This window comes from Allobosea sp. R86505 (genome assembly GCF_042466375.1).
Classification (GTDB): Bacteria; Pseudomonadota; Alphaproteobacteria; order Rhizobiales; family Beijerinckiaceae; genus Allobosea.
This window is the reverse complement of the sequence record NZ_JAXHPY010000001.1, coordinates 2966407-2986943: the sequence shown is the minus strand read 5'-3', so window position 1 is coordinate 2986943 and position 20537 is coordinate 2966407. Positions and strand designations below refer to the sequence as shown.

13 protein-coding genes and 1 pseudogene are annotated in these 20537 nt (G+C 64.3%); 10 read left to right on the top strand and 4 right to left on the bottom strand.

Annotated features, from left to right (window positions below; translation table 11 throughout):
• Nucleotides 1–3 precede the first annotated feature (3 nt).
• Nucleotides 4–891, top strand: coding sequence for a DUF5677 domain-containing protein (locus tag SJY11_RS14440; protein ID WP_376987274.1), 888 nt, complete (start codon nt 4–6; stop codon nt 889–891).
• Nucleotides 866–1195 carry a hypothetical protein gene (locus SJY11_RS14435; RefSeq protein ID WP_376987273.1) on the top strand — a complete coding sequence of 110 codons (330 nt, stop codon included), beginning with the start codon at nt 866–868 and terminating at the stop codon, nt 1193–1195. The genes SJY11_RS14440 and SJY11_RS14435 overlap by 26 nt, the downstream gene beginning before the upstream one ends.
• A gap of 398 nt (nt 1196–1593) precedes the next feature.
• On the opposite strand, the gene SJY11_RS14430 is transcribed toward SJY11_RS14435, so the two are convergent.
• A protein-coding gene (locus SJY11_RS14430; protein WP_376984629.1) for an IS3 family transposase occupies nt 1594–2732 on the bottom strand; the annotation gives its coding sequence in 2 pieces (ribosomal slippage) (nt 1594–2474 and nt 2474–2732; 1140 coding nt in all).
• A gap of 51 nt (nt 2733–2783) precedes the next feature.
• Between SJY11_RS14430 and SJY11_RS14425 the strand changes: the two genes are divergently transcribed.
• The 8 genes and pseudogenes from SJY11_RS14425 to SJY11_RS14390 all read left to right on the top strand — a co-directional run bounded on the left by SJY11_RS14425 (nt 2784) and on the right by SJY11_RS14390 (nt 14482).
• Nucleotides 2784–3809 carry a DNA cytosine methyltransferase gene (locus tag SJY11_RS14425; protein ID WP_376987272.1) on the top strand — a complete coding sequence of 342 codons (1026 nt, stop codon included), beginning with the start codon at nt 2784–2786 and terminating at the stop codon, nt 3807–3809.
• A gap of 53 nt (nt 3810–3862) precedes the next feature.
• A pseudogene (locus SJY11_RS14420) lies at nt 3863–6316 on the top strand (ATP-binding protein); the annotation flags it as partial.
• A gap of 103 nt (nt 6317–6419) precedes the next feature.
• Nucleotides 6420–7771 (top strand): IS3-like element ISMex37 family transposase gene (locus tag SJY11_RS14415; RefSeq protein ID WP_376984341.1). Its coding sequence is split into 2 segments (ribosomal slippage): nt 6420–6756 and nt 6756–7771, totalling 1353 coding nucleotides; the frame shifts between segments, so codons are not numbered across the junction.
• Nucleotides 7772–7896: 125 nt separating this feature from the next.
• Complete coding sequence (locus SJY11_RS14410) at nt 7897–8322, top strand: ATP-binding protein (protein ID WP_376987271.1); 426 nt, start codon at nt 7897–7899, stop codon at nt 8320–8322.
• The gene (locus SJY11_RS14405; protein WP_376987270.1) at nt 8319–9989 is read left to right on the top strand and encodes a response regulator receiver domain; all 1671 of its coding nucleotides are present in this window, start codon (nt 8319–8321) and stop codon (nt 9987–9989) included. The genes SJY11_RS14410 and SJY11_RS14405 overlap by 4 nt, the downstream gene beginning before the upstream one ends.
• 384 nt (nt 9990–10373) lie before the next feature.
• Nucleotides 10374–10901: a hypothetical protein gene (locus SJY11_RS14400; protein ID WP_376987269.1), complete on the top strand. Its 528-nt coding sequence runs from the start codon at nt 10374–10376 to the stop codon at nt 10899–10901.
• 372 nt (nt 10902–11273) lie between these two features.
• A complete protein-coding gene (locus SJY11_RS14395; protein WP_376987268.1) occupies nt 11274–13208 on the top strand; it encodes an AAA family ATPase in 1935 nt (644 codons plus the stop codon).
• Nucleotides 13209–13834: 626 nt separating this feature from the next.
• The gene (locus SJY11_RS14390) at nt 13835–14482 is read left to right on the top strand and encodes a PDDEXK family nuclease (protein WP_376987267.1); all 648 of its coding nucleotides are present in this window, start codon (nt 13835–13837) and stop codon (nt 14480–14482) included.
• A 51-nt stretch (nt 14483–14533) separates the two neighbouring features.
• On the opposite strand, the gene SJY11_RS14385 is transcribed toward SJY11_RS14390, so the two are convergent.
• The 3 genes from SJY11_RS14385 to SJY11_RS14375 form a co-directional block, all read right to left on the bottom strand.
• A protein-coding gene (locus SJY11_RS14385; protein ID WP_376987266.1) for an IS3-like element ISMex37 family transposase occupies nt 14534–15885 on the bottom strand; the annotation gives its coding sequence in 2 pieces (ribosomal slippage) (nt 14534–15549 and nt 15549–15885; 1353 coding nt in all).
• A gap of 328 nt (nt 15886–16213) precedes the next feature.
• Nucleotides 16214–19378, bottom strand: coding sequence for an efflux RND transporter permease subunit (locus SJY11_RS14380; RefSeq protein WP_376989330.1), 3165 nt, complete (start codon nt 19376–19378; stop codon nt 16214–16216).
• Complete coding sequence (locus SJY11_RS14375) at nt 19375–20532, bottom strand: efflux RND transporter periplasmic adaptor subunit (RefSeq protein ID WP_376987265.1); 1158 nt, start codon at nt 20530–20532, stop codon at nt 19375–19377. The genes SJY11_RS14380 and SJY11_RS14375 overlap by 4 nt, the downstream gene beginning before the upstream one ends.
• Between the last annotated feature and the right edge of the window lie 5 nt (nt 20533–20537).

Below are 20537 nucleotides of genomic sequence, written 5' to 3'. Positions count from 1 at the left end.
ACAATGAATCGTCAGGATCTGGCGGCGACGTATCGCGGGTGGGCCTTGGACGGCCTAGCGTCCCTTCGCGAGATGTTGCCGCTGATGGCGCCATTGGGCTCGTACCACTTCGACGACCCCTCCGCGGCCACAGCGGTGAGGGATCTTGCGGTCGCGGCGGTCCGGACCGCCGAGAGCGCGATGCTTCTCTGCGAGTACGGGCAGGTCTGGGATGGCGAGCTTGCGATGCGTTCCACCATCGAGGCCTCGCTGAAATTCTGCTACATCTTGCAAGCGCGGCACACCTTCGCCACACGTGCCCATGAGTATTCGCAGGACCTTTTCGACATTGGGCTGCTTCGGGACCACAACAAGGTCTCGTCCATCCTGTCAGGGCTGTCGGCGGGGTCGGCCCGTCAGCTGCGGCCCCTGACGGATCGAATTCTCAACCCGGCCGAGTTGGACCGCATACAGGGACGCCTTCCCAGGCCGGTCCGTGCGGCCATTGAAGGACGATGGGGCTTCACCGGCATAATCGCAGCCCTAGACCGCTCGAACGACGAACTTTTCGCGGGCGTCGCGGAAATGGCGCACATCTACTCGATGGCCAGCCACGTCATGCACGCCGATCCCATCGGAGCGATGATGCCGCTGGAGAGGGACCGCAGGCCGGCCGAATCCCGCGAAGCGTCCCACGCCGTCCATCTGGCTCGGCTGGTCCTCGATGCGATCGGCTGCCACCGCCTCCGGCTTAGAGTGATGTATCGTTTCGTCGGTGCCAAACCGGAGGGCCTCGCGCGCGCCAACGAGCTGACGGAGGCTGCCCATCAAAGGCATGACGAGGCCTATCGCAAATTCATGGAGGTTGAGTATCCTGTCGGCTCCCATGCGCTCAGCGATCGCTCACGTTGATGCCTGGATTGGCGACGCGACGATCGACATGACGAATGTTCCGACCTTGCCCGATCGCGACTATCCCTTCCGGGAGGATGTCTATCCGCTCTCGGAACTCGCGATCTCGGAAGCGCCTCCGGAGCTTGCCGCCTTCCTGATCTCGCAGGCCGAGGCCAACGGCATAGATCTGACCCGGGACGAGATTGTCGAGCTGGTTTGTCGGGGGGAAGGCATCCCCGACCAGCGGTTCACGGTCTACTGGCCATCGGAGGCCGGCATGCACGTTCTGGTTCCTAAGAGGCATGTGGTCGGGCGGGCGTAGGAATCCTGATCCGTGTTGAGCCTGCCAATGGTCATTAGGGCGTCTCCATGCGCTTGCTGCTGATGGAGGTGCCAATGCCCCGTCAAAGTGGCGGCTTGGACCAGCCAAGACTGCGATCTAGCGGGTGAAATCGTAAGATTCGCATGCACTTATGTCAGCATCGGAGCCGGCTCCCGGTGAGGCGCTGGCATGCTTGGCGATATGCTATCATCAAAAAAGCGAATCCTGAGGCAGTTGGATGGCGACCGAACGCGTTAAAGAACTCCCGAGGCCGCGCGCGATCGACCTGTTCTGCGGATCGGGAGCCGTGACCCAAGGCCTTTCAGAGGCTTTCGACAGAGCTGGCTCGGTTTGTCTGAACAGTTTGCGGGCTGTCGCTAAGTGGATTTCGGCCCTGGCTATGCCGCAACCGGGATTGGCTGCAGCGCGTTGAAGTAGGCCTGATCGGGCGTCTGCCGTCCCAGGCTCTGGTGAGGTCTCCGGCCGTTGTAGAAAGCGAGATAACGGCCGATCGAGGCGCGCGCGTCGGACACGCTGGCGTAGGCGCGCAGATAGACCTCCTCGTATTTGACCGATTTCCAGATGCGCTCGACAAAGACGTTGTCGCGCCAGGCGCCCTTGCCGTCCATGCTGATCCTGATGCCCGCGCCGATCAGCAGGGCGGTGAACTCGCGGCTGGTGAACTGCGAGCCCTGGTCGGTATTGAAGATCTCCGGCTTGCCGAAGCGCGCCATCGCCTCCTCGACGGCCTCGATGCAGAAGGCGACGTCCATGGTGATCGAGAGCCGCCAGGCCAGAACCTTGCGGCTGAACCAGTCGACGACGGCCGTGAGATAGACGAAGCCCCGCGCCATCGGGATGTAGGTGATGTCCATCGCCCAGACCTGATTGGGCCGCGTCACCGGCAGCTTGCGCAGCAGGTAGGGGAAGATCTTGTGCCCCGGCGCCGGCTTCGAGGTATTCGGGCGGCGGTAAAGCGCCTCGATCCCCATGCGCTTCATCAGCGTGGCGACGTGAAGACGTCCAGCCCTATGGCCATCGGCCCCAAGCAGCCCCTGCAACATGCGGCTGCCCGCGAAGGGATATTCCAGATGCAGCGCGTCGATCGCGCGCATCAACGCCAGGTCGGCGGCAGGAACCGCGCGGGGTAGATAATAGACGCTGCCCCGGCTGATCCCGAGCACCTTTGCCTGCCGGTTCAGTGGCAGGTCGTGCGCGCGGTCGATCATCGCTTTGCGCTCAGAAGGCCGGCCTTGCCGAGCGCGCCGGACAAAAAATCGTTCTCCAGCGCCAGCTCCCCGATCTTGGCATGCAAGGTCTTCACGTCGATCGCAGGCGCACCGGCCTCGGACTTCGCCTCGGACCCGAACACGCCGGCAGCCCCCTCAAGAAGCTGGCTGCGCCATTGCGTGATCTGGTTGGGGTGGACATCGAACTGCTGCGCCAGGTCGGCCAGCGTCTTCTCGCCCTTGATCGCCGCCAAAGCGACCTTCGCCTTGAAAGCCGGGCTGTGGTTCCGGCGAACGCGTCTCGTCATATCCGCTCCTGTTCACGGCAATCATGCCGCGTTCAGGCCGAAAATCCACCTATGCCCGGTGTCCAGATTTCCCGAGCCAGCTCTGACGTCGTTGCCGCGATCGACGTGGACGCCTTGGCTTGCCGCACGTATTCGTCAAATCATGCGAGCACTAGGGTCTTCGTCGAGGACATCACGACCTTTAATCCTCGCCGTATGCTGAAAGAAGTGCCCTACTCCAAGAACGTCGACCTAATGGTCGTTTGTGCTCCCTGTCAGCCGTTTAGCAATCAGAACCGTCACAAAGGAAATGATGAACGAGCGAACCTTATCCTGCAGGCGGCGCGGTTCGCCAAAGTACTGAAGCCGAGCGGTATTCTTTTCGAGAACGTGCCGGGCATTGGCAGCGCTGGTGTGCTTGAAAGCCTCCGAATGGCGCTTGAAAAGGTCGGCTACCATGTCGGACGTCCGCTGCGTGTCAACGCCGCAGACCTCGGAGTCCCTCAACGTCGGATCCGCTGTGTCATGTTCGCCGCGCGTTCCGCTGCCGCAGTTCGTCGCTTCGAGGAGGCGGACTTCGCCCTCGGCAGCAAAACGGTCGCCGACGCCATTGGACAGCTTCGGCCTCTGGCAAGTGGGGAGCATGATCCGGTCGATCCGCTGCATAGGGCAAGAACGCATTCGGCGGTGGCGCTTCGCCGCTTAAGCGCCATTCCCAGAAATGGTGGGAGCCGGGATGCACTGCCCGAGGAATTGCAGTTAGCGTGTCACAAGGATCGTCGGGGATACCCTGATGTCTACGGCAGGATGGGATGGGATGACGTCGCGCCAACCCTGACGACGGGATGCACTGACATTACCAGGGGCCGCTTCGCTCACCCCGAGCAGGACCGCGCGATTACCCTCAGAGAAGCAGCCTTGCTTCAGAGCTTCCCGCCGGATTACGTCTTCCACGGCAACGGATCTCAGATCGCGACACAGATCGGAAACGCGGTGCCAGTCGCCATGGTCCGCGCGATGGTGCCGACGATCGTTGGCGCGCTAACGATGAAGACCCCGAGTCGCCAGAGGCGAAGCGAGATGGAAAGCCGACCTTGAGCGACAGCGACATTTGGGACGAGCGGTGGCAGGTTCCTGCTCGAACGATCGACATGCTGGGCCGCCAGCAGATCGCCAACATCCCAACCGCACTTCATGAACTGTTCAAGAACGCGCATGACGCGTACGCGGAGACCGTCGTCGCAGACTACTTCCCGGACGCAAAGCTGCTGATCATCCGCGATGACGGCGACGGTATGAACGCCGCTCAGTTGCGGAACGGTTGGTTGACGCTTGCCAGTTCGTCTAAGCTGAACGCCAACGCCTCGCAGGGAGCCGAATCCTCCGGCAATCGGCCGAGGCGCACGGTTATGGGTGAAAAGGGCATCGGTCGGCTTGCCATCGCCTCGATCGGGCCGCAGGTGTTGATCCTCACCCGCGCCCGTGGAGATGGTGCCGAGATCCAGCCCCTTCTCGCCAGCCTTGTGCATTGGGGCGTCAACGAGTTACCCGACATCGAGCTTTCACGTATCATCGTGCCATCGATGATGATTAAAGGTGGGGGGCTTCCCGATCGGCTTGCCATAAAGCAACTTGCCGATCGCTTGCTTGCGAACGTCGATAGCCTTCGAACGCAATCCAATGCTCTTGAGATTAAGGAGATTTGTAAGGAGCTTGCCGGCCTCAATTTCGATCCCGCCGACCTAGCGAGCTTGGGTGGCCCAACGTTGGCCGAGGGACGACATGGGACGCAATTCATTGTGTTCCCGACGAACCCAATGCTGGTGGCCGATCTACGCCGTCCCGCTGAGGACGAGCCCACGCAGATGGAGAAGTATCTCCTCGGGTTCAGTAACACGATGATGCCTGGGCGCCCTGCGCCCGCGATGAAGGCATACTTCAACGTGCATCACTTGGACGGGACGGTCGACACGCCGATCGGAGAGGATGAATTCTTCACGCCGGCAGAGTTCGAGCAAGCGGATCACGCGATTGAGGGTGTGTTCGATGCCTATGGCAACTTCGAAGGTCAGATCTCGGTTTACGGTGGGCAAAAGAGAAAACATGCCATCTCGTGGTCTGGGGATACGAAGGAAAAGACAAGATGCGGACCTTTCCGGATCAATTTCGCGTATCTGCAGGGACTACTGAAAGACAGTCGGCTCGCGGCTGAGCCATGGTTTGCGATGAGCAAGAAGCTTGCCCGGAGAGGCGGCCTTTACGTCTATCGCGATGGAATCCGCATCTTGCCTTATGGTGGTCCCGAACAGGACTTCCTCGGGATAGAGCGGCGTCGGACCAAGAGCGCTGGAGACTGGTTCTTCTCTTATCGCCGGATTTTCGGAGCGGTCGAGATCACCCATGCTGACAACTGGCGACTGCGCGAGAAAGCGGGTCGGGAAGGCTTCATCCGAGACGCTGCGTACGACGACTTCGTTCGCATCTTAACGCATTTCTTCGAGACTTTGGCGGTCGACTTTTTCCGCGACAGTTCCCGCCACGGGGACTGGGCCGAGGTAAAGCTCGAACACAACCGCCACAAGGCCATTCTCGCGCGGCGTGCCAACCAATCCAAAATCCAGCGGGCGAAGCTCGTTAAGACAATGGACCGCTTCTTCGACAGCATTGAGAAGGGAGAATTTGCGCGCACCGCGGACGAAATCCGTACCCGTATCGGAGATGGACTGGCCGCACTGGAGAATCTCAGGCCCGGCGCAGACCGGGAAGCCTCCGTGCTCCAATTGGAGCAACGCTCTCGTGATCTCATTTTCGGACTGGATCGCCGGCTAGAGATTGAACGTCCGAAAGGACTGGGGCTTCCTTCGAAACTAGAAGGTGAATGGGAGACCTATCGTCGAACCGCGACGAAGGTGCGCGACGAGATAGTCGCTCCCCTTCGCGATGATTTGGACGCGATGGTCCGGGAACGAATTGTGACCCTCGGCATCCACTTGGACCGAAAGAGGCGATTAGACGCCGCTATCACGCAGCGCAAGGACAAGGCGGTGGGCGACGCAGCGCGAACCCAGCGCAAGGTCGAGAAGCAACTGGAAAGTGTCCGCGAAGGCGTGCGAAAGACACTTCGTGAGGCGGTATCCAATCTCGCGTTCAGGGTCGAGCGGACGCAGATCGACTTCCAGAGCACCGACATCGCCGCCCTGGAAGAGGAACGTATCCAAGCCTTGCAGAGCGATTGGGAAGGGGCGATCGAGAAGTCGGCCGCCGACACGACCGACGTATTGGATTCTATGAGTGCCCAGCTCGCGAGTCTAATGGCCGCGATCGAAAGAGGCGAGACACTCGACCAGACCACGGGGGCGTTGGAAAGCCAGGTTGAGACTTATCGGGAGCAACTGGACCAGTTCGTCGAGCTCGCGCAGCTCGGCACGGCGGTCGGCATCGTGCAGCACGAATTTTCGAGCGCAGTGATACGGGTCCGGAAGGCCATCCGGAAGCTCGGGCCCTGGGCCCGGGACAATCCGGACCTGAGATTGATTGATCGCGACCTTCGCGACGGGTTCGAGCATCTCGACGCCTATCTAAACCTTTTCGCGCCCCTTAGCCGGAGGCTTACCCGGACGAAGTGTCCGCCTTCAGCGCTCTTGAGACAGTTTAGGGGTTTTCGGGAAGGGAGGATTTCTGGATCATCGCAGCCATTCAGGAGCGCAGATGAGACAGAAATCGGGGCCGGAGAAAGCACCGGCAGAGCAAGTCGTGAAGGATATTCGCCGAGCGACGCGGCGGCAGTTCTCGGCCGAAGAGAAGATCCGCATCGTGCTGGAGGGCGTGCGCGGCGAGGAGAGCATCGCGGAGCTGTGCCGGCGCGAGGGGATCGCCTCGTCGATGTATTACGGCTGGTCGAAGGAGTTCCTCGACGCCGGCAAGCGCCGTCTCGCCGGTGACACGGCCCGCGCCGCGACGTCAGACGAGGTGAAGGAACTGCGTCGCGAGGCGCAGGCCCTGAAGGAGGCTGTGGCCGATCTGACCCTGGAAAACCGCCTGCTTAAAAAAAGCATGCTCGCGGATGGGGAGGACGACATATGAGGTATCCCGCCTCCGAGAAGGCCGAGATCATCCGCCTGGTCGAGGGATCGCACCTGCCGGCGCGTCGCACCTTGGACAAGCTCGGCATCCCGCGCGCCACGTTCTATCGCTGGTACGATCGCTATCTCACCGGCGGGATCGAGGCGCTTGCCGATCATCGCTCGCGGTCGGATCGTGTCTGGAACCGGATTCCCGACCCGATCCGGGCCGAGATCATCGACCTGGCGCTGCGCGAAACGGAGCTGAGCCCACGCGAGCTGGCGGTGCGCTTCACCGACGAAAAACACTACTTTGTCTCGGAAGCATCGGTGTACCGGCTGCTGAAGGCGCATGATCTGATCACCAGCCCGGCTTACATCGTCATCAAGGCGGCGTCCGAGTTCAAGGACAAGACGACGGCGCCCAACCAGCTCTGGCAGACCGACTTCACCTACCTGAAGATCACGGGCTGGGGCTGGTATTATCTCTCGACAGTGCTCGACGACTTCTCCCGCTTCATCGTCGCCTGGAAGCTCTGCGCCACGATGCGGGCTGACGACGTCACCGCCACGCTCGATCTGGCTCTGGCGGCATCGGGGCTCGACCAGATCACGGTCGCTCATCGACCCAGGCTGTTGAGCGACAACGGCAGTTCCTACATCTCGGCCGACCTCGCCACCTGGCTCGACGGCAAGGGCATGAAACACGTTCGCGGCGCGCCCTATCACCCTCAGACACAGGGCAAGATCGAGCGCTGGCACCAGACCCTGAAGAACCGCATCCTGCTGGAAAACTACTATCTGCCCGGCGATCTCGAACGGCAGGTTGCCGCCTTCGTCGAGCATTACAACCATGCCCGCTACCACGAGAGCCTCGGCAACCTCACCCCGGCCGACGTCTACTTCGGCCGCGGGCAGGCCATCCTCACCGAACGCGAAAGGATCAAGCGCCAGACAATCCAGCGCAGACGCTTGCAGCATCAGCTGCAGGCCGCATAACCTCAAACCCAGATGAGCCAGAACCCCCGTTCCTGAGACGCCGCAACAGTCTCAAATCATCTGACGACGGACACCGGACGAAGGTCGATCTCAGCGGTCTTGAAATCCGTACTTACCTCGACGAGGTGTTCGGCGACCGCCTAAGGCGTCACGGCGTTGAGATCGTCTCGACCGCCGAGTTCGACAGCGCCATCATCTCGGGCCAGCCTTCGGCAGTGCTCGCCTCGTTCGTCAATCTGACTGATAACGCGATCCACTGGATGCAGCGAGTGGACGAGAGTCGTCGCCAGATCCGCCTTGCCGTAGACGGGTCCGGCGTGACCTTCGCAAATACCGGGCCGGCTATCGAGCACAGAATCGCCGATCGAATATTCGAGTTCGGCGAGACTAACCGCGTGGGCGGACGCGGCATGGGCCTCTACGTCTCCCGCGAGGCGTTGCGCAGGTCAAATCTGAACCTGACCCTGGAAGATCTCGGCGGCGATCTATTCGGACCTACCTTCCGCATTAGCCCAATGGAAACCGACGAGACGGCGGAGACGCAGGCGTGAACGTGATCCAGGCCGATTTGTCCCTCAGGGGCGTGATGAGTTTTGTCCAAACGGTGCTCGTCATCGACAACGAACTCACTTTTGAAGACGAGCCCGTCGCTGGTGGGCGCCTGAATGCTCCCAAGGTCGCATTCGGACGCAAGGCTGCGGCCGCGCCAGTCAACGTCGGCGGGGCGGCCGATGCGGAAGACGAGGTGGAGCCGAGCCCGCTCGACGCGAAGGCTATTATGGATGCCTTCCTCAAGGAGTCGATGATATGCGGCATGCATAAGCCGCTCAAGGGCGACGACCTTGTGGCCGAGGCCATCAAAGCGGCACGCCGGTCGGACGCCGTGATCGTCGACTGGCGGCTCGACGGTGCGGACACGGCGGCGGCGAAGGCAATCGTCGCCGGCATCCTGGAGGGCGATGAGCAGGAGCGTGGCCGGCTTCGCCTCATCGCGATCTATACATCGGAGCCGGACATCGCCTCGGTGGCCTCCCAACTCTCTGATCATCTAGGGCGGGAGGACGTCCTGAAACTGGATGGCCATGCCCTGACGGGGCAAGACACTCGGATCATCGTACTGAACAAGGACGGAACCGTCGGCGGGCGCGACGTTGTCCGAGTTGGAGAACTACCTGGTCGTATCGTCAAGGAGTTCTCCGAACTCGCCGGCGGCATCCTGAGCACGTTCGCCGTGACGGCGATCGCAGCTGTCAGGAGATCCACTCATCACGTACTATCCGTCTTTTCCCGCAGCCTCGACGGCTCATACGTTGCCCACCGCTCAGCGATTAAGTCCCCCGAAGACGCTCAGGACTTCGCGCTAGACCTTTTGACTGGGGAGTTGCGGAGCGTCGTTTCCATGAACCCAGACGCGATGGAGGTCTTGAAGGTGGCTCATGTCGCCGACTGGATCGGAAAGCGCGCTAAAGACGGCCTCATCACCGGAGGCGGCATTGAGATACCCGTCGAGGTGGTAAAGGGGTTCCCGGAAAGAGGCGAGTTCGCGGTCATAGAATCCCAGCCTATCCAAAGGAAGCCGGGAGACAAGGTAAACCAGGTCAAGGGCAAAAATTGCATTCAGCCTCATAATGTGGCCCTGCTGTTCCACGACGATGCCGAGTCAGCCGATGAACATGCACGGCGGTTTGCTAGGCTTTCAAGCTTCAAGTCCGAGGCGTTTGGCAGGACCAAGCTCCCAATAGGCTGGTCTCCAATTCTCACGCTCGGAACCCTCATGGTGCAGCTTTCCGCGCGCGGCCATGTCCTTCCTGGCCGTTACCTCCTCTGCACTCAGCCGCGATGCGACGCGGTAAGGATCAAGGAAGCGAAGAGAGGGTTTCCATTCCAGCTCGGCAGCGAAGCTACCGAACGCCCGTTTCACTTGGTGGTGATGGTCAAAAAGAAAGGCGAAGTGAAGCAGGCCAACGTGAAGATCGGCAACAAGCCGTACGACACGCAGATCATCGAATTCGTCCCCAACGCGGACCAGCGGGTCCAAGCGGTAGTCGGCGCAAGCGGCCACTTCGAGTTCGTCGACAGGAAGAGAAACCGCTATCTCTGGCTTGGGGAACTTCGTGACCTCACGGCGCAACGGGTCGCGAGCAGTGTTGCAGCTCGTCTTCATGAGGTAGGCATCGACGAGTTCGAGTGGTTGAGACTTCAGGGTCATAAGGCGTAGCGGCGCGAGCATGGACCCATGTTGCGACGTGCCTCGGCTCGGTCTGACCAACTTATACCAGCTGAACTGCTAGCCCAGGCTGCCCGCTCGCGACGGAGTTCGATCAGAGCGGCGGCCCTAGTTAACCACGCGGCATCGGGCTAGCGGTTCGCACTGGCGGTTGGCGCATCCCGAGCCCATCTTCTGCCAATGACGCTACCACGGCGCGCAGCCGTCCCCAGATGCTTCGACCCGGTTGCCTTGCTGCGCTGGCCGTGCGCTCAAACAATCGTGTCAGCGAGCCGAATAGCGGCCTGACGCAGGCGCCTAGCGCTCATTTCGCCATCATCGTCATCTTGATCGCCGTGCCCGAGCGCCGGTGATCCATTCCCATAGGAGGCGCCCATGTCGCGCCCGAAGATGCCTGCCCGCGATTGGCAGGCCGAGATCTATGCACGGCATCAGTACTGGATCGCCGGGAAGCCCATCCACATGGCCGTTGGCGACGGCTGGGCAGATGTGGTCGCCAGGCTGTTCGACCGCATCGAGAAGGCGCTTGCCGGCGAACCGGTCCCGACGAAGATCGCGCTGATCGACGTCAAGGAGAAGTACGCGACGGTGAGGATCGATCTGCTCTTGCCGGTCGGCCCGGAGGCCGAGGCCGCGATCGATCACGCCATCCTGCTGGCCGAGATGCGGTCCGAGTGCACCTGCGACATCTGCGGGGCGCCCGGAACGGTTCGTTCGACACTGGGCCAGTCAGGCTGGCTCGCCGCCCGCTGCGAGGACCATTCCGATGGTTTCCCCCGCCGAGTCGTAAAGGGTCATCCCCGCCGGCGCATCCAGGATCGCCGTGGGACCTTCGACCTCGTCTACGATCGCCGGACAGACACCATCGTCGAGACGCCTGTCGACGGTGGGGATTCCCGTTAACCATACGCGTCAACATGTCAGGAGCCTTCAAACCAGCTCTTGACCGTGGCGGCAAGAGTTCACTATTCGTTCCGACATGAGTAACCTTCCGGTCATATCTGGCGTCCGAACCGCGCGGAAAGCGCGTTTGCACTGCCATGCCACCCGGCCTCTCGCCGGCGACTGACGTCGCCCGCCCGGGAGGCGACCTTCGACGTCGAGTCCTCCCGATGATTTCCCGTATCCTGTCCATATCCACCGCCGCGCCGACCAAACCGCCCCCGCTGGGTGGCGTCGACGCGCGGCCCGAGGATTTCCCGTTGCCCCATCCTTTCCATTCCCGGAGGACGAGCGCCCGCTGATGCGGCGTCGGCCTCCGCTCGCGAGGCCGACATGACCGACACCGACTTCACCCCCGATTTCTCCGACATTGAGCAGGACGCCGACGACGGCGGCGCTCCTTTCATCCTCGCCTACGACAGCCTCGCCGAGGCCGTCCTGCTGGACGCCATCCCGCCCGACCTGATGCGTCGCATCGAGAGTGACGAGCCTCTGGCGCTGCTGGTTTCCGTTCCCTCGGAGGACTGGCTGTTGCCGATCGAGAGCGCCCTCGGCGATCTGCGGTCGTGGGACCATGTCGTCATCCCCACGGCTTCGAGCCGAAAGCGGCCCGGCTCCATCGATTGCGCCCGGATGCTCGCTCGCGGCCTATCGGTCGCAGGCGTGGCCGTCGCGCCTGAGCGGCAGCTTCCCACCGCGCTCCTGACCGCAGCCGACGCCCGGATCGTCGTCCAGACGCCCAGCAACACGGCCATTGCACGCGTCATCGCTCAGGCCACCGGTGAGGCCCCTGCCGATATGCCCCCGCGGCTGGCTACCGGCCTCGACTTCTTCGACATCGTCGCGGCCATCCGCACGGGATCGACCGCCGATGACTGCGTGCGCCGGCTGAAGGCCGCGGGCAGCAGCCTGACCGTGGTCGATCCGCTCGTCGCTGACGTGCCTCCCCTGGAGGAGATGCACGGTTACGGCGCCGCTGGCGAATGGGGCCTCAAGTTGGTCCGCGATCTTCAAGATTATAGGAATAATATCCTTTCCTTCGATAGGCTCGACCGCCACGTCGTGCTGGCCAGTGCACCGGGCCTGGGCAAGTCCACCTTCGTGCGCGCGCTCGCAAAGAGCGCCGGACTGCCGTTGTACGTAACAAGCGTGGCCGGCTGGTTCACCGCTACGGACGGTTACCTCCACAATGTGCTGAAGGCCGTCGACGGCGTCTTCGCAACGGCGGCGTCCAGCGCGCCGGCAATCCTGTTCCTAGACGAGCTCGACGCCCTGCCCAATCGTGAGACCGTAGGCGAGCGGAATCGCGATTATTGGACCCCCATCATCACGTCCATTCTGATGACACTCGACAGCGCTACCTCGGGGGCATCGTCCAGGTTGATCGTGATCGGGGCGACGAACCACGGCGACAAGATCGACCCGGCGCTTGTTCGACCAGGTCGGCTGAACAGGATCATCTCGATCTATCCGCCCGAGCCCTCGGACCTCGCCGGGATCATGCGCCAGCACCTGGGCGCCGATCTGCCCGGTGAGGACCTGCTGCCGATCGCCGAGATCGGTCGCGGCGCCACGGGCGCGCAGGCAATGGGCTGGGTGAAGCAGGCCCGCGCGATCGCGCGAGAGGCCGGTCGCGAGATGATCCTCGACGACCTGGTCGGCGCTGTCGCGCCCCCGGACGAGACGCCCCAGGCAGAGCGACGGCGTCACGCGATCCACGAAGCCGGACACGCAGTCATCGCGCACCGGACGACGCCGGGATGCGTGCGGGCGGTCTCGATCGTCCATCGAGGAGACGCGGCAGGCTCGACGGTGACCCGCCGCCTGCTCGGGGCGTCGCCGACGCGTTCGGAGATCGAGCTCGATGTGGTCAGCACCCTCGCGGGCCGTGCCGCCGAGCTAGTCATCCTCGGCGAGGCGAGCGTCGGCTCGGGCGGGTCACCGGATAGCGATCTGGGCATGGCCACGCGCCAGATCACGGCGTTGCTGACCTCGTACGGGCTCGGCCCGAATCTCATTTTCGTGGCTGATGCCCAGGACGCTCTGGACCTCCTCCGGTACGACCCCGAGCTCCGGACGACGGTCTCGCGGACCCTGGCCGGTCTGCATGAACGCACGGTCATCGCCGTCCGGCAGCACAGGGCCGCGATCGAGGCCGTGGCCGATGCCCTGATGAAGCGGCGGCACCTCAGCGGCGACGCCTTCGCCGAGATCGTCGCCGCGCTGGATGCGAAGGCTCGCCCGAAGAAGGGGCCGCGTCATGGATGAGGCCTTGCAGCGTCTGATTACCCGCCTGATCGTGACCGAGGTTGAGCTTGGAGGCGAGGCGTATCGTGCGGCGGTCCAGGGCGCACTGCGCGCCGTTGCTAGGGCAGCCTTGGACCACGCTGAACGGGAGATGGGTTTGGTGCCCCCAGCCTCCGTAGGAGGTCCGGTCATCCCGTTTCCGTTGGCGAAGCGCCGGCGTCATGGCGACGATCCGGCGCCGCCCAGGCGCTGAAAAAATCGCCGGCGTCAATCTTCGACCACCGCGCGGGCGATGGCTAACCCACTGCAGGACAACGCCGAATCGACAAAAATCCGGATGTCAAGAATCCGCTTGTCAGGATGGTGCGAATATTGTGGGCTTACGGTGTCCCTCGAAAACAAGGAGCAGAACGACCGAAATGCACCCCTAAAACGACCGAGGGCACCCCGATTGGCGTCGGTGTGCCCCCGTTATCCGATCCGCTCCCGCCAAAGGCTAGGACCCTTGGGAGCGGCTCTTCCCCAAACCACGGCACAAGGCCAAGGCCTGGAAGCCCGTCTAGAATGCATGACGCGTGGATTCACGCAAGTGCCTTCTAGAGGGCTGTCCTGGGACCGAGGGCCTGTGCCTTCAAGGAACCCAGGACATGAAGAACCCCCTCCCCGCCTCGCCGGCGCCGATCTGGCGCCCGCCGGGTCCCTCGATGGCCTCCCGTGAGGTCCACAGTTCCAGCCGCGGCGCCTGCCGCCCGTCGCTCGTCGGCGGTACCGTTCCCCGGGAGATCCGCTGCGAGAGCGGCCTCGAACGGAAGGCTGGCCTTGCCCTCCTGACGCATCCGCAGGTCGCCGACCTCCAGGAGCAGCCACCTTCCGTCGCCTGGAAGGATGCAGCAGGCCATCCACACCGTCACACCTTCGACTTTCTTGCCTTCCTTCACGACCGGCGCAAGCTCGCGGTCGCCGTGAAGCCGAAGGCGATCGCCGACAAGCGGTTCGCCGACCAGTTGGCCATGATCGCCAAGCAGCTTCCTCGCAGCTTCGCCGATGGTGTCCTGCTGCTGACCGAACAGGACCTGCCGCGCGACCTGATCCACAACGCGACGCTGGTCCACCAGTCGCGCCGGGTCGTGGATGTCGACCTCGACCGGCAGTTGCTGTCCCTCGTCGGCGACAATCCCGGCGTCACCATCGGCCAGTTGGTCAAGGCGAGCGGACGCGGCGGCGACGCCTTCCGGTCCATCGTCCGCCTGATCGGCAGCGGCCCGATCGTGACTGTCCGTCGTCAGATGATTTGAGACTGTTTCTGTGTCTCAGGAACGGAGGTTCTGGCTCATCTGGGTTTGAGGCTATGCGGCCTGCAGCTGATGCTGCAAGCGTCTCTGCTGGATGGTCTGGCGCTTGATCCTTTCGCGTTCGGTGAGGATGGCCTGCCCGCGGTTGAAGTAGACATCGGCGGGCGTCAGGTTGCCGAGGCTCTCGTGGTAGCGGGCATGGTTGTAATGCTCGACGAAGGCGGCAACCTGCCGTTCGAGATCGCCGGGCAGATAGTGGTTTTCCAGCAGGATGCGGTTCTTCAGGGTCTGGTGCCAGCGCTCGATCTTGCCCTGTGTCTGAGGGTGATAGGGCGCGCCGCGAACGTGTTTCATGCCCTTGCCGTCGAGCCAGGTGGCGAGGTCGGCCGAGATGTAGGAACTGCCGTTGTCGCTCAACAGCCTGGGTCGATGAGCGACCGTGATCTGGTCGAGCCCCGATGCCGCCAGAGCCAGATCGAGCGTGGCGGTGACGTCGTCAGCCCGCATCGTGGCGCAGAGCTTCCAGGCGACGATGAAGCGGGAGAAGTCGTCGAGCACGGTCGAGAGATAATACCAGCCCCAGCCCGTGATCTTCAGGTAGGTGAAGTCGGTCTGCCAGAGCTGGTTGGGCGCCGTCGTCTTGTCCTTGAACTCGGACGCCGCCTTGATGACGATGTAAGCCGGGCTGGTGATCAGATCATGCGCCTTCAGCAGCCGGTACACCGATGCTTCCGAGACAAAGTAGTGTTTTTCGTCGGTGAAGCGCACCGCCAGCTCGCGTGGGCTCAGCTCCGTTTCGCGCAGCGCCAGGTCGATGATCTCGGCCCGGATCGGGTCGGGAATCCGGTTCCAGACACGATCCGACCGCGAGCGATGATCGGCAAGCGCCTCGATCCCGCCGGTGAGATAGCGATCGTACCAGCGATAGAACGTGGCGCGCGGGATGCCGAGCTTGTCCAAGGTGCGACGCGCCGGCAGGTGCGATCCCTCGACCAGGCGGATGATCTCGGCCTTCTCGGAGGCGGGATACCTCATGTGTCGTCCTCCCCATCCGCGAGCATGCTTTTTTTAAGCAGGCGGTTTTCCAGGGTCAGATCGGCCACGGCCTCCTTCAGGGCCTGCGCCTCGCGACGCAGTTCCTTCACCTCGTCCGACGTCGCGGCGCGGGCCGTGTCACCTGCGAGACGGCGCTTGCCGGCGTCGAGGAACTCCTTCGACCAGCCGTAATACATCGACGAGGCGATCCCCTCGCGCCGGCACAGCTCGGCGATGCTCTCCTCGCCGCGCACGCCTTCCAGCACGATGCGGATCTTCTCTTCGGCCGAGAACTGCCGACGCGTCGCTCGGCGAATATCCTTCACGACTTGCTCTGCCGGTGCTTTCTCCGGCCCCGATTTCTGTCTCATCTGCGCTCCTGAATGGCTGCGATGATCCAGAAATCCTCCCTTCCCGAAAACCCCTAAACTGTCTCAAGAGCGCTGAAGGCGGACACCGCGCGCATCCAGAGCCTCGCTCCGGAACATCGACAACGTCGTTGAGTCCGCCATCCCCACCTCTTCGGGAAGGCGAGACGAGTCGGCGACTTCCCCTCCGTCATGGTAAACGGACGGGGTTAAGGAAATTTACCCGGCAAGCGGGGTCGGCAGGGGGTGGCGCCCGCAGTCCTGAGGTAGCGCAAGCATCCACGTCGGGGCCGAGCGCAATCGCATCCGTCCCGAACATGGACCGAGGCCGTCAGCGGTGCCCGGCGCCATGCGCCGGCTGGTGCACCACCGGCGCGGCATCGCTGCCGCCGCGCCACCGGCTCTCCAGCCGCTGCAGCACGACGAAGACCGAGGGCACGACCACGACGGTCAGCAGCGTCGAGCCGATCATCCCGGTGAGCGTGGCGAAGCCGATGGATTTCTGGGCGTTGGCGCCTGCGCCGCTCGCCAGGACCAGCGGCACCAGCCCGAGAATGAAGGCGAGCGAGGTCATCACGATCGGCCGCAACCGCAGGCGCGCCGCCTCGACCGCTGCCTCCATAAGCGGCATCGCCTGCTTCAGATGCAGGTCGCGGGCGAAGCCGACGATCAGGATGGCGTTCTTGGCCGAGAGCGCGATCAGCAGCACGAGCCCGATCTGGGTGTAGAGATTGCTGGAAAGCCCGAGCGCCAGCATCGCCCCCGCCGTGCCCAGAAGCGCCAGCGGCACGGATAGGATGATGCCGAGCGGTGCGATCCAGCTCTCATACTGCCCGGCCAGCACCAGATAGACCAGCAGAAGGCTCAAGCCGTAGACGACGAAGACCTGCCCGGCCAACTCCTTCTCCTGATAGGAGAGCGCCGCCCACTCATAGCCCGTGCCGGGCGGCAGCATCTGGCGGGCGATCTCGGCCAGGATGTCGAGCCCCTCCCCCGAGCTGACGTCGCGGTTGGGCGCGCCGATCAGCGTCGCCGCCGGGTAAAGGTTGTGGAAGCTGATCAGCGACGGCCCGATCGTCGGGCGGATGTCGGCGATGGCGCCGAGCGGCACCATCTCGCCGCTCTTGGCGCGCAGCTTCAGCGTCCGCAGCCCAGCGGCTTCCATGCGCGCCTCGGCCTGGGCCTGGACGAAGACCTGGAAGACGCGTCCGCCCTTGCTGAACTGGCCGACATAGGCCGAGCCGACATAGGCGCCGAGCGCGTCGGTCGCGGCGCCGAAGGAAACGCCCAGTGCTTCCGCCTTGGTGCGGTCGATGGCGAGTTCCACCTGCGGCGCCTGGGCGCTGAAGGTGTTGCGCGCCGCCTGGAAGCTGTTCTGCGCGCGGGCCCGCTCGGCGATGGCGTCGGCGAGGCGCTGCAGCTTGGCATAGTCGAAGCTGCCGTCACGCAGCTCGACCTTCATGGTGAAGCCCGAGGCGTTGCCGATGCCCTGGATCGGCGGCGGCGGCAGCACCAGCGCGGCCCCGTCTTCGAGATCGGCCATCGCCCGGTTCAGCGCGCCATAGAGGCCGAGCAGATCCTCGCCCTTCTTGCGCGCCTTCCAGTCGGTCAGCATTACATAGGCGACGCCGGCATTGGCGAGGCTGGCATTGTCGTTCAGCGCCGCCAGGCCGGCGATGGCGATGACTTTGTCCACGCCCGGCACGGCGCGCGCGCGCCTGGTGACCTCATCGAGGGCCGCCGTCGTGCGCGACAGCGAAGCCCCGTCCGGCAATTGCACCGTGACCAGCATGTAGCCCTGGTCCTCGACCGGCAGGAAGGAGGTCGGGATGCGGCTCAGCGCATAGACGGACGCCCCGACGAGCAGAAGCGTCACCGTGAAGACCGCCGCGCTGCGCGCCACGAGCCGGCGCACCAGCCGCACATAGGCCCGCTCGCAGGCGCCGTAGCCGCGCTCGAACATCCGGTAGATCCAGGCGCGCTGCGCCACGGGCTTGGGCGCCCGCAGCCAGAGCGCGCATTGCGCCGGCTTCAGCGTGACCGCGTTGACGGCGCTGATCAGCGCGGTGGCGGCAATCACCAGGGCGAATTGCTGGTAGATCTCGCCGCTCAGCCCCGGCAGGAAGGCGGCGGGCAGGAACACCGCCATCAGCACGAGCGTGATGCCCATGATCGGGCCGATCAGCTCCTCCATCGCCCGCACCGTCGCGTCATGCGGGCTCAGGCCCCGCTCCATGTGATGGGCGGCGCCCTCGACCACGACGATGGCGTCGTCGACGACGATGCCGATGGCGAGCACGACCGCCAGCAATGTCGAGATGTTGACGGTGAAGCCCAGCGCCGCCATCGCCGCGAAGGCGCCGATGATCGTCACCGGCACGGTGGTCGCCGGCACCAGCGTCGCGCGCCAGTCCTGCAGGAAGATCAGGATCACCAGCAGCACCAGTACGGCCGCCTCGACCAGCGTCTTGTAGACCGCGCCGAGCGAGGCCTCGACGAAGCGCGTCGTGTCGAAGGGCACGCTCCAGCCGATGCCTTCGGGAAAACGCGCCGAGAGCACTGTCATCCGCGCCCGCACGAGCTTCGCCACCTCGAGCGCATTCGCCTCCGGCAGCTGGAAGATGGCGAGCCCGGCCGAGGGTTGGCCGTTCAGCCGGAAATCCTGGCCATAGGCCTGAGCGCCGAGCTCGACGCGGGCGACGTCACGCAGACGGGTGATGCGGTTGCCGTCGGCGCGCACGATGATCGCCTCGAAAGCCTCCACCTCGTCGAGCCGGCCGGGCGTCAGCAGCGTCGTCTGGAAGGCCTGGTCGCCGGCCGTCGGCGCCGTGCCGAGTTGGCCGGAGGCGACCGAGCGGTTCTGCTGGTTGACCGCGTTGACGATGTCCGCCGGGAGCAGCCCGCGCAGCTGCATCTTCTGCGGATCGAGCCAGATCCGCATCGCGTATTGCCCGGCGCCGAAGACGTTGACGGCGCCGACGCCGGGCAGCCGCGCGATCTCGTCGAGCAGGTTCAGCGTCGCGAAATTCGACAGGAATAGGCTGTCATGCCCGGCCCGGTCGGAGGTCAGCGCGACGATCTGGAGGATCGCGGTCGAGCGCTTGTTGGTCTGCACCCCTTGCGTCTGGACCACGGAGGGCAGCTGCGGCAGCGCCGCGGCAACGCGGTTCTGCACCAGGATCTGCGCCTTGTCGGCGTCGGTGCCGATCGCGAAGGTCACGGTCAGCGTGTAGAGGCCGTCGCTGGTGCTGGTCGAGGACATGTAGATCATGCCCTCGACGCCGTTGACCTTCTGCTCGATCGGCAGCGCGACCTCGCGCGCGATCACGGCCGCGCTCGCGCCGGGATAGCGCGCCGTGACCTGCACCGTCGGCGGCACGACATTGGGATATTGCGAGACCGGCAGACGCAGCAGCGCCACCAGCCCGAGGATGACGATCAGGACCGCGATGACATTGGCCAGGACCGGCCGCTCGATGAAGAACTTGGCCATCAGCGCGCGGCCTTCGCGACGTCGGTGACGGGGCGCACCCGGCTGCCGGGGATGGCGTTCTGCATCAGGCCGACGACGACGCGGTCGCCAGCCGAGAGCCCGGCGCGGATGACCCGCAGTCCCCCCTCGCTCGCCTCGCCGGTCTCGACCGCGCGCTGCTCGACGACGTCCTGCCCGTTGACGACCAGCACATAGCGCCCGGTCTGGCTTGCGCCGAGCGCCGCCTCCGGCACCAGCAGGGACGGCACGTCCTTCTGCAGCGGCAGCCGCACGCGGACATAGAGGCCCGGCAGCAGCACGCCTTTCGGATTCGGCAGGGAGGCACGCACCGCCAGCGTGCCGCTGGCCATGTCGAGTTCCGGCGCGACATAGTCGAGCTGGCCGAGATGCGGATAGCCGGTATCGGTGTCGAGCCCGATTTCCACCGGGATGCTGCCGAGCCCGGCGAGCGTCAGGCCGCGCTGGCGCATCGCCTCGCGGATCCGCAGCACGGTCTGCTCGTCGAGCGAGAAGTGCACCTTGATCGGATCGCTCTGGACGATCGAGGCCAGCAGCGTCGGCCCGCCGACGCCGACCAGCGCCCCCTGGTCGACGAGATGTGCGGAGACGATGCCGTCGAAGGGCGCCTTCACCTCCGTATAAGCAAGGTTGAGCTTTGCCTGCGCCACCTGGGCGGCGGCTTGCTCGCGGGCAGCGGCTGTCGAATCGCGCCGGCTCTGGGCGCTGTCGAGCGCAGCCTCCGAGGCGGCCTGTCGCTGGGCGAGTTGCTTCTGGCGGGCGAGATCGGCCTCGGCCTGGACCAGCAGGGCCTTCTGCTGCGCCTCGGCCGCCTCGGCCAATTGCAGGCTCAGCCGGTAATTGTCCGGCTCGATCACGAAGAGCACGTCGCCCTGCTTCACGGCGGCGCCGTCGCTGTAGCGGATCTCGCTGAGCGTGCCCGAGACCCGCGCGACGAGATCGACCCGCTTCGCTGCCGCGGTCTGGCCGGTGAGTTCGAGATAACGCGTCACCGGCCGCGCGACCGGCGCTGCCACGCGGACCTCGGCCGGAGGCGGCGCGGAGGCGGCCGGCTTCTCGTTGCAACCGGCCAGCACGGCGGCGAGGCCCAGCAGCGCGGACACGGCCGTCAGCCGGGAGAAGATGGAGTGGTTGGTCACCGGGA

Excerpts from the sequence above, each read along its gene's own strand:
- SJY11_RS14440 (WP_376987274.1), top strand. The coding sequence starts at position 4 with ATGAATCGTCAGGATCTGGCGGCGACGTATCGCGGGTGGGCCTTGGAC.
- SJY11_RS14435 (WP_376987273.1), top strand. The coding sequence starts at position 866 with ATGCGCTCAGCGATCGCTCACGTTGATGCCTGGATTGGCGACGCGACG.
- SJY11_RS14425 (WP_376987272.1), top strand. The coding sequence starts at position 2,784 with ATGCCCGGTGTCCAGATTTCCCGAGCCAGCTCTGACGTCGTTGCCGCG.
- SJY11_RS14400 (WP_376987269.1), top strand. The coding sequence starts at position 10,374 with ATGTCGCGCCCGAAGATGCCTGCCCGCGATTGGCAGGCCGAGATCTAT.
- SJY11_RS14395 (WP_376987268.1), top strand. The coding sequence starts at position 11,274 with ATGACCGACACCGACTTCACCCCCGATTTCTCCGACATTGAGCAGGAC.
- SJY11_RS14390 (WP_376987267.1), top strand. The coding sequence starts at position 13,835 with ATGAAGAACCCCCTCCCCGCCTCGCCGGCGCCGATCTGGCGCCCGCCG.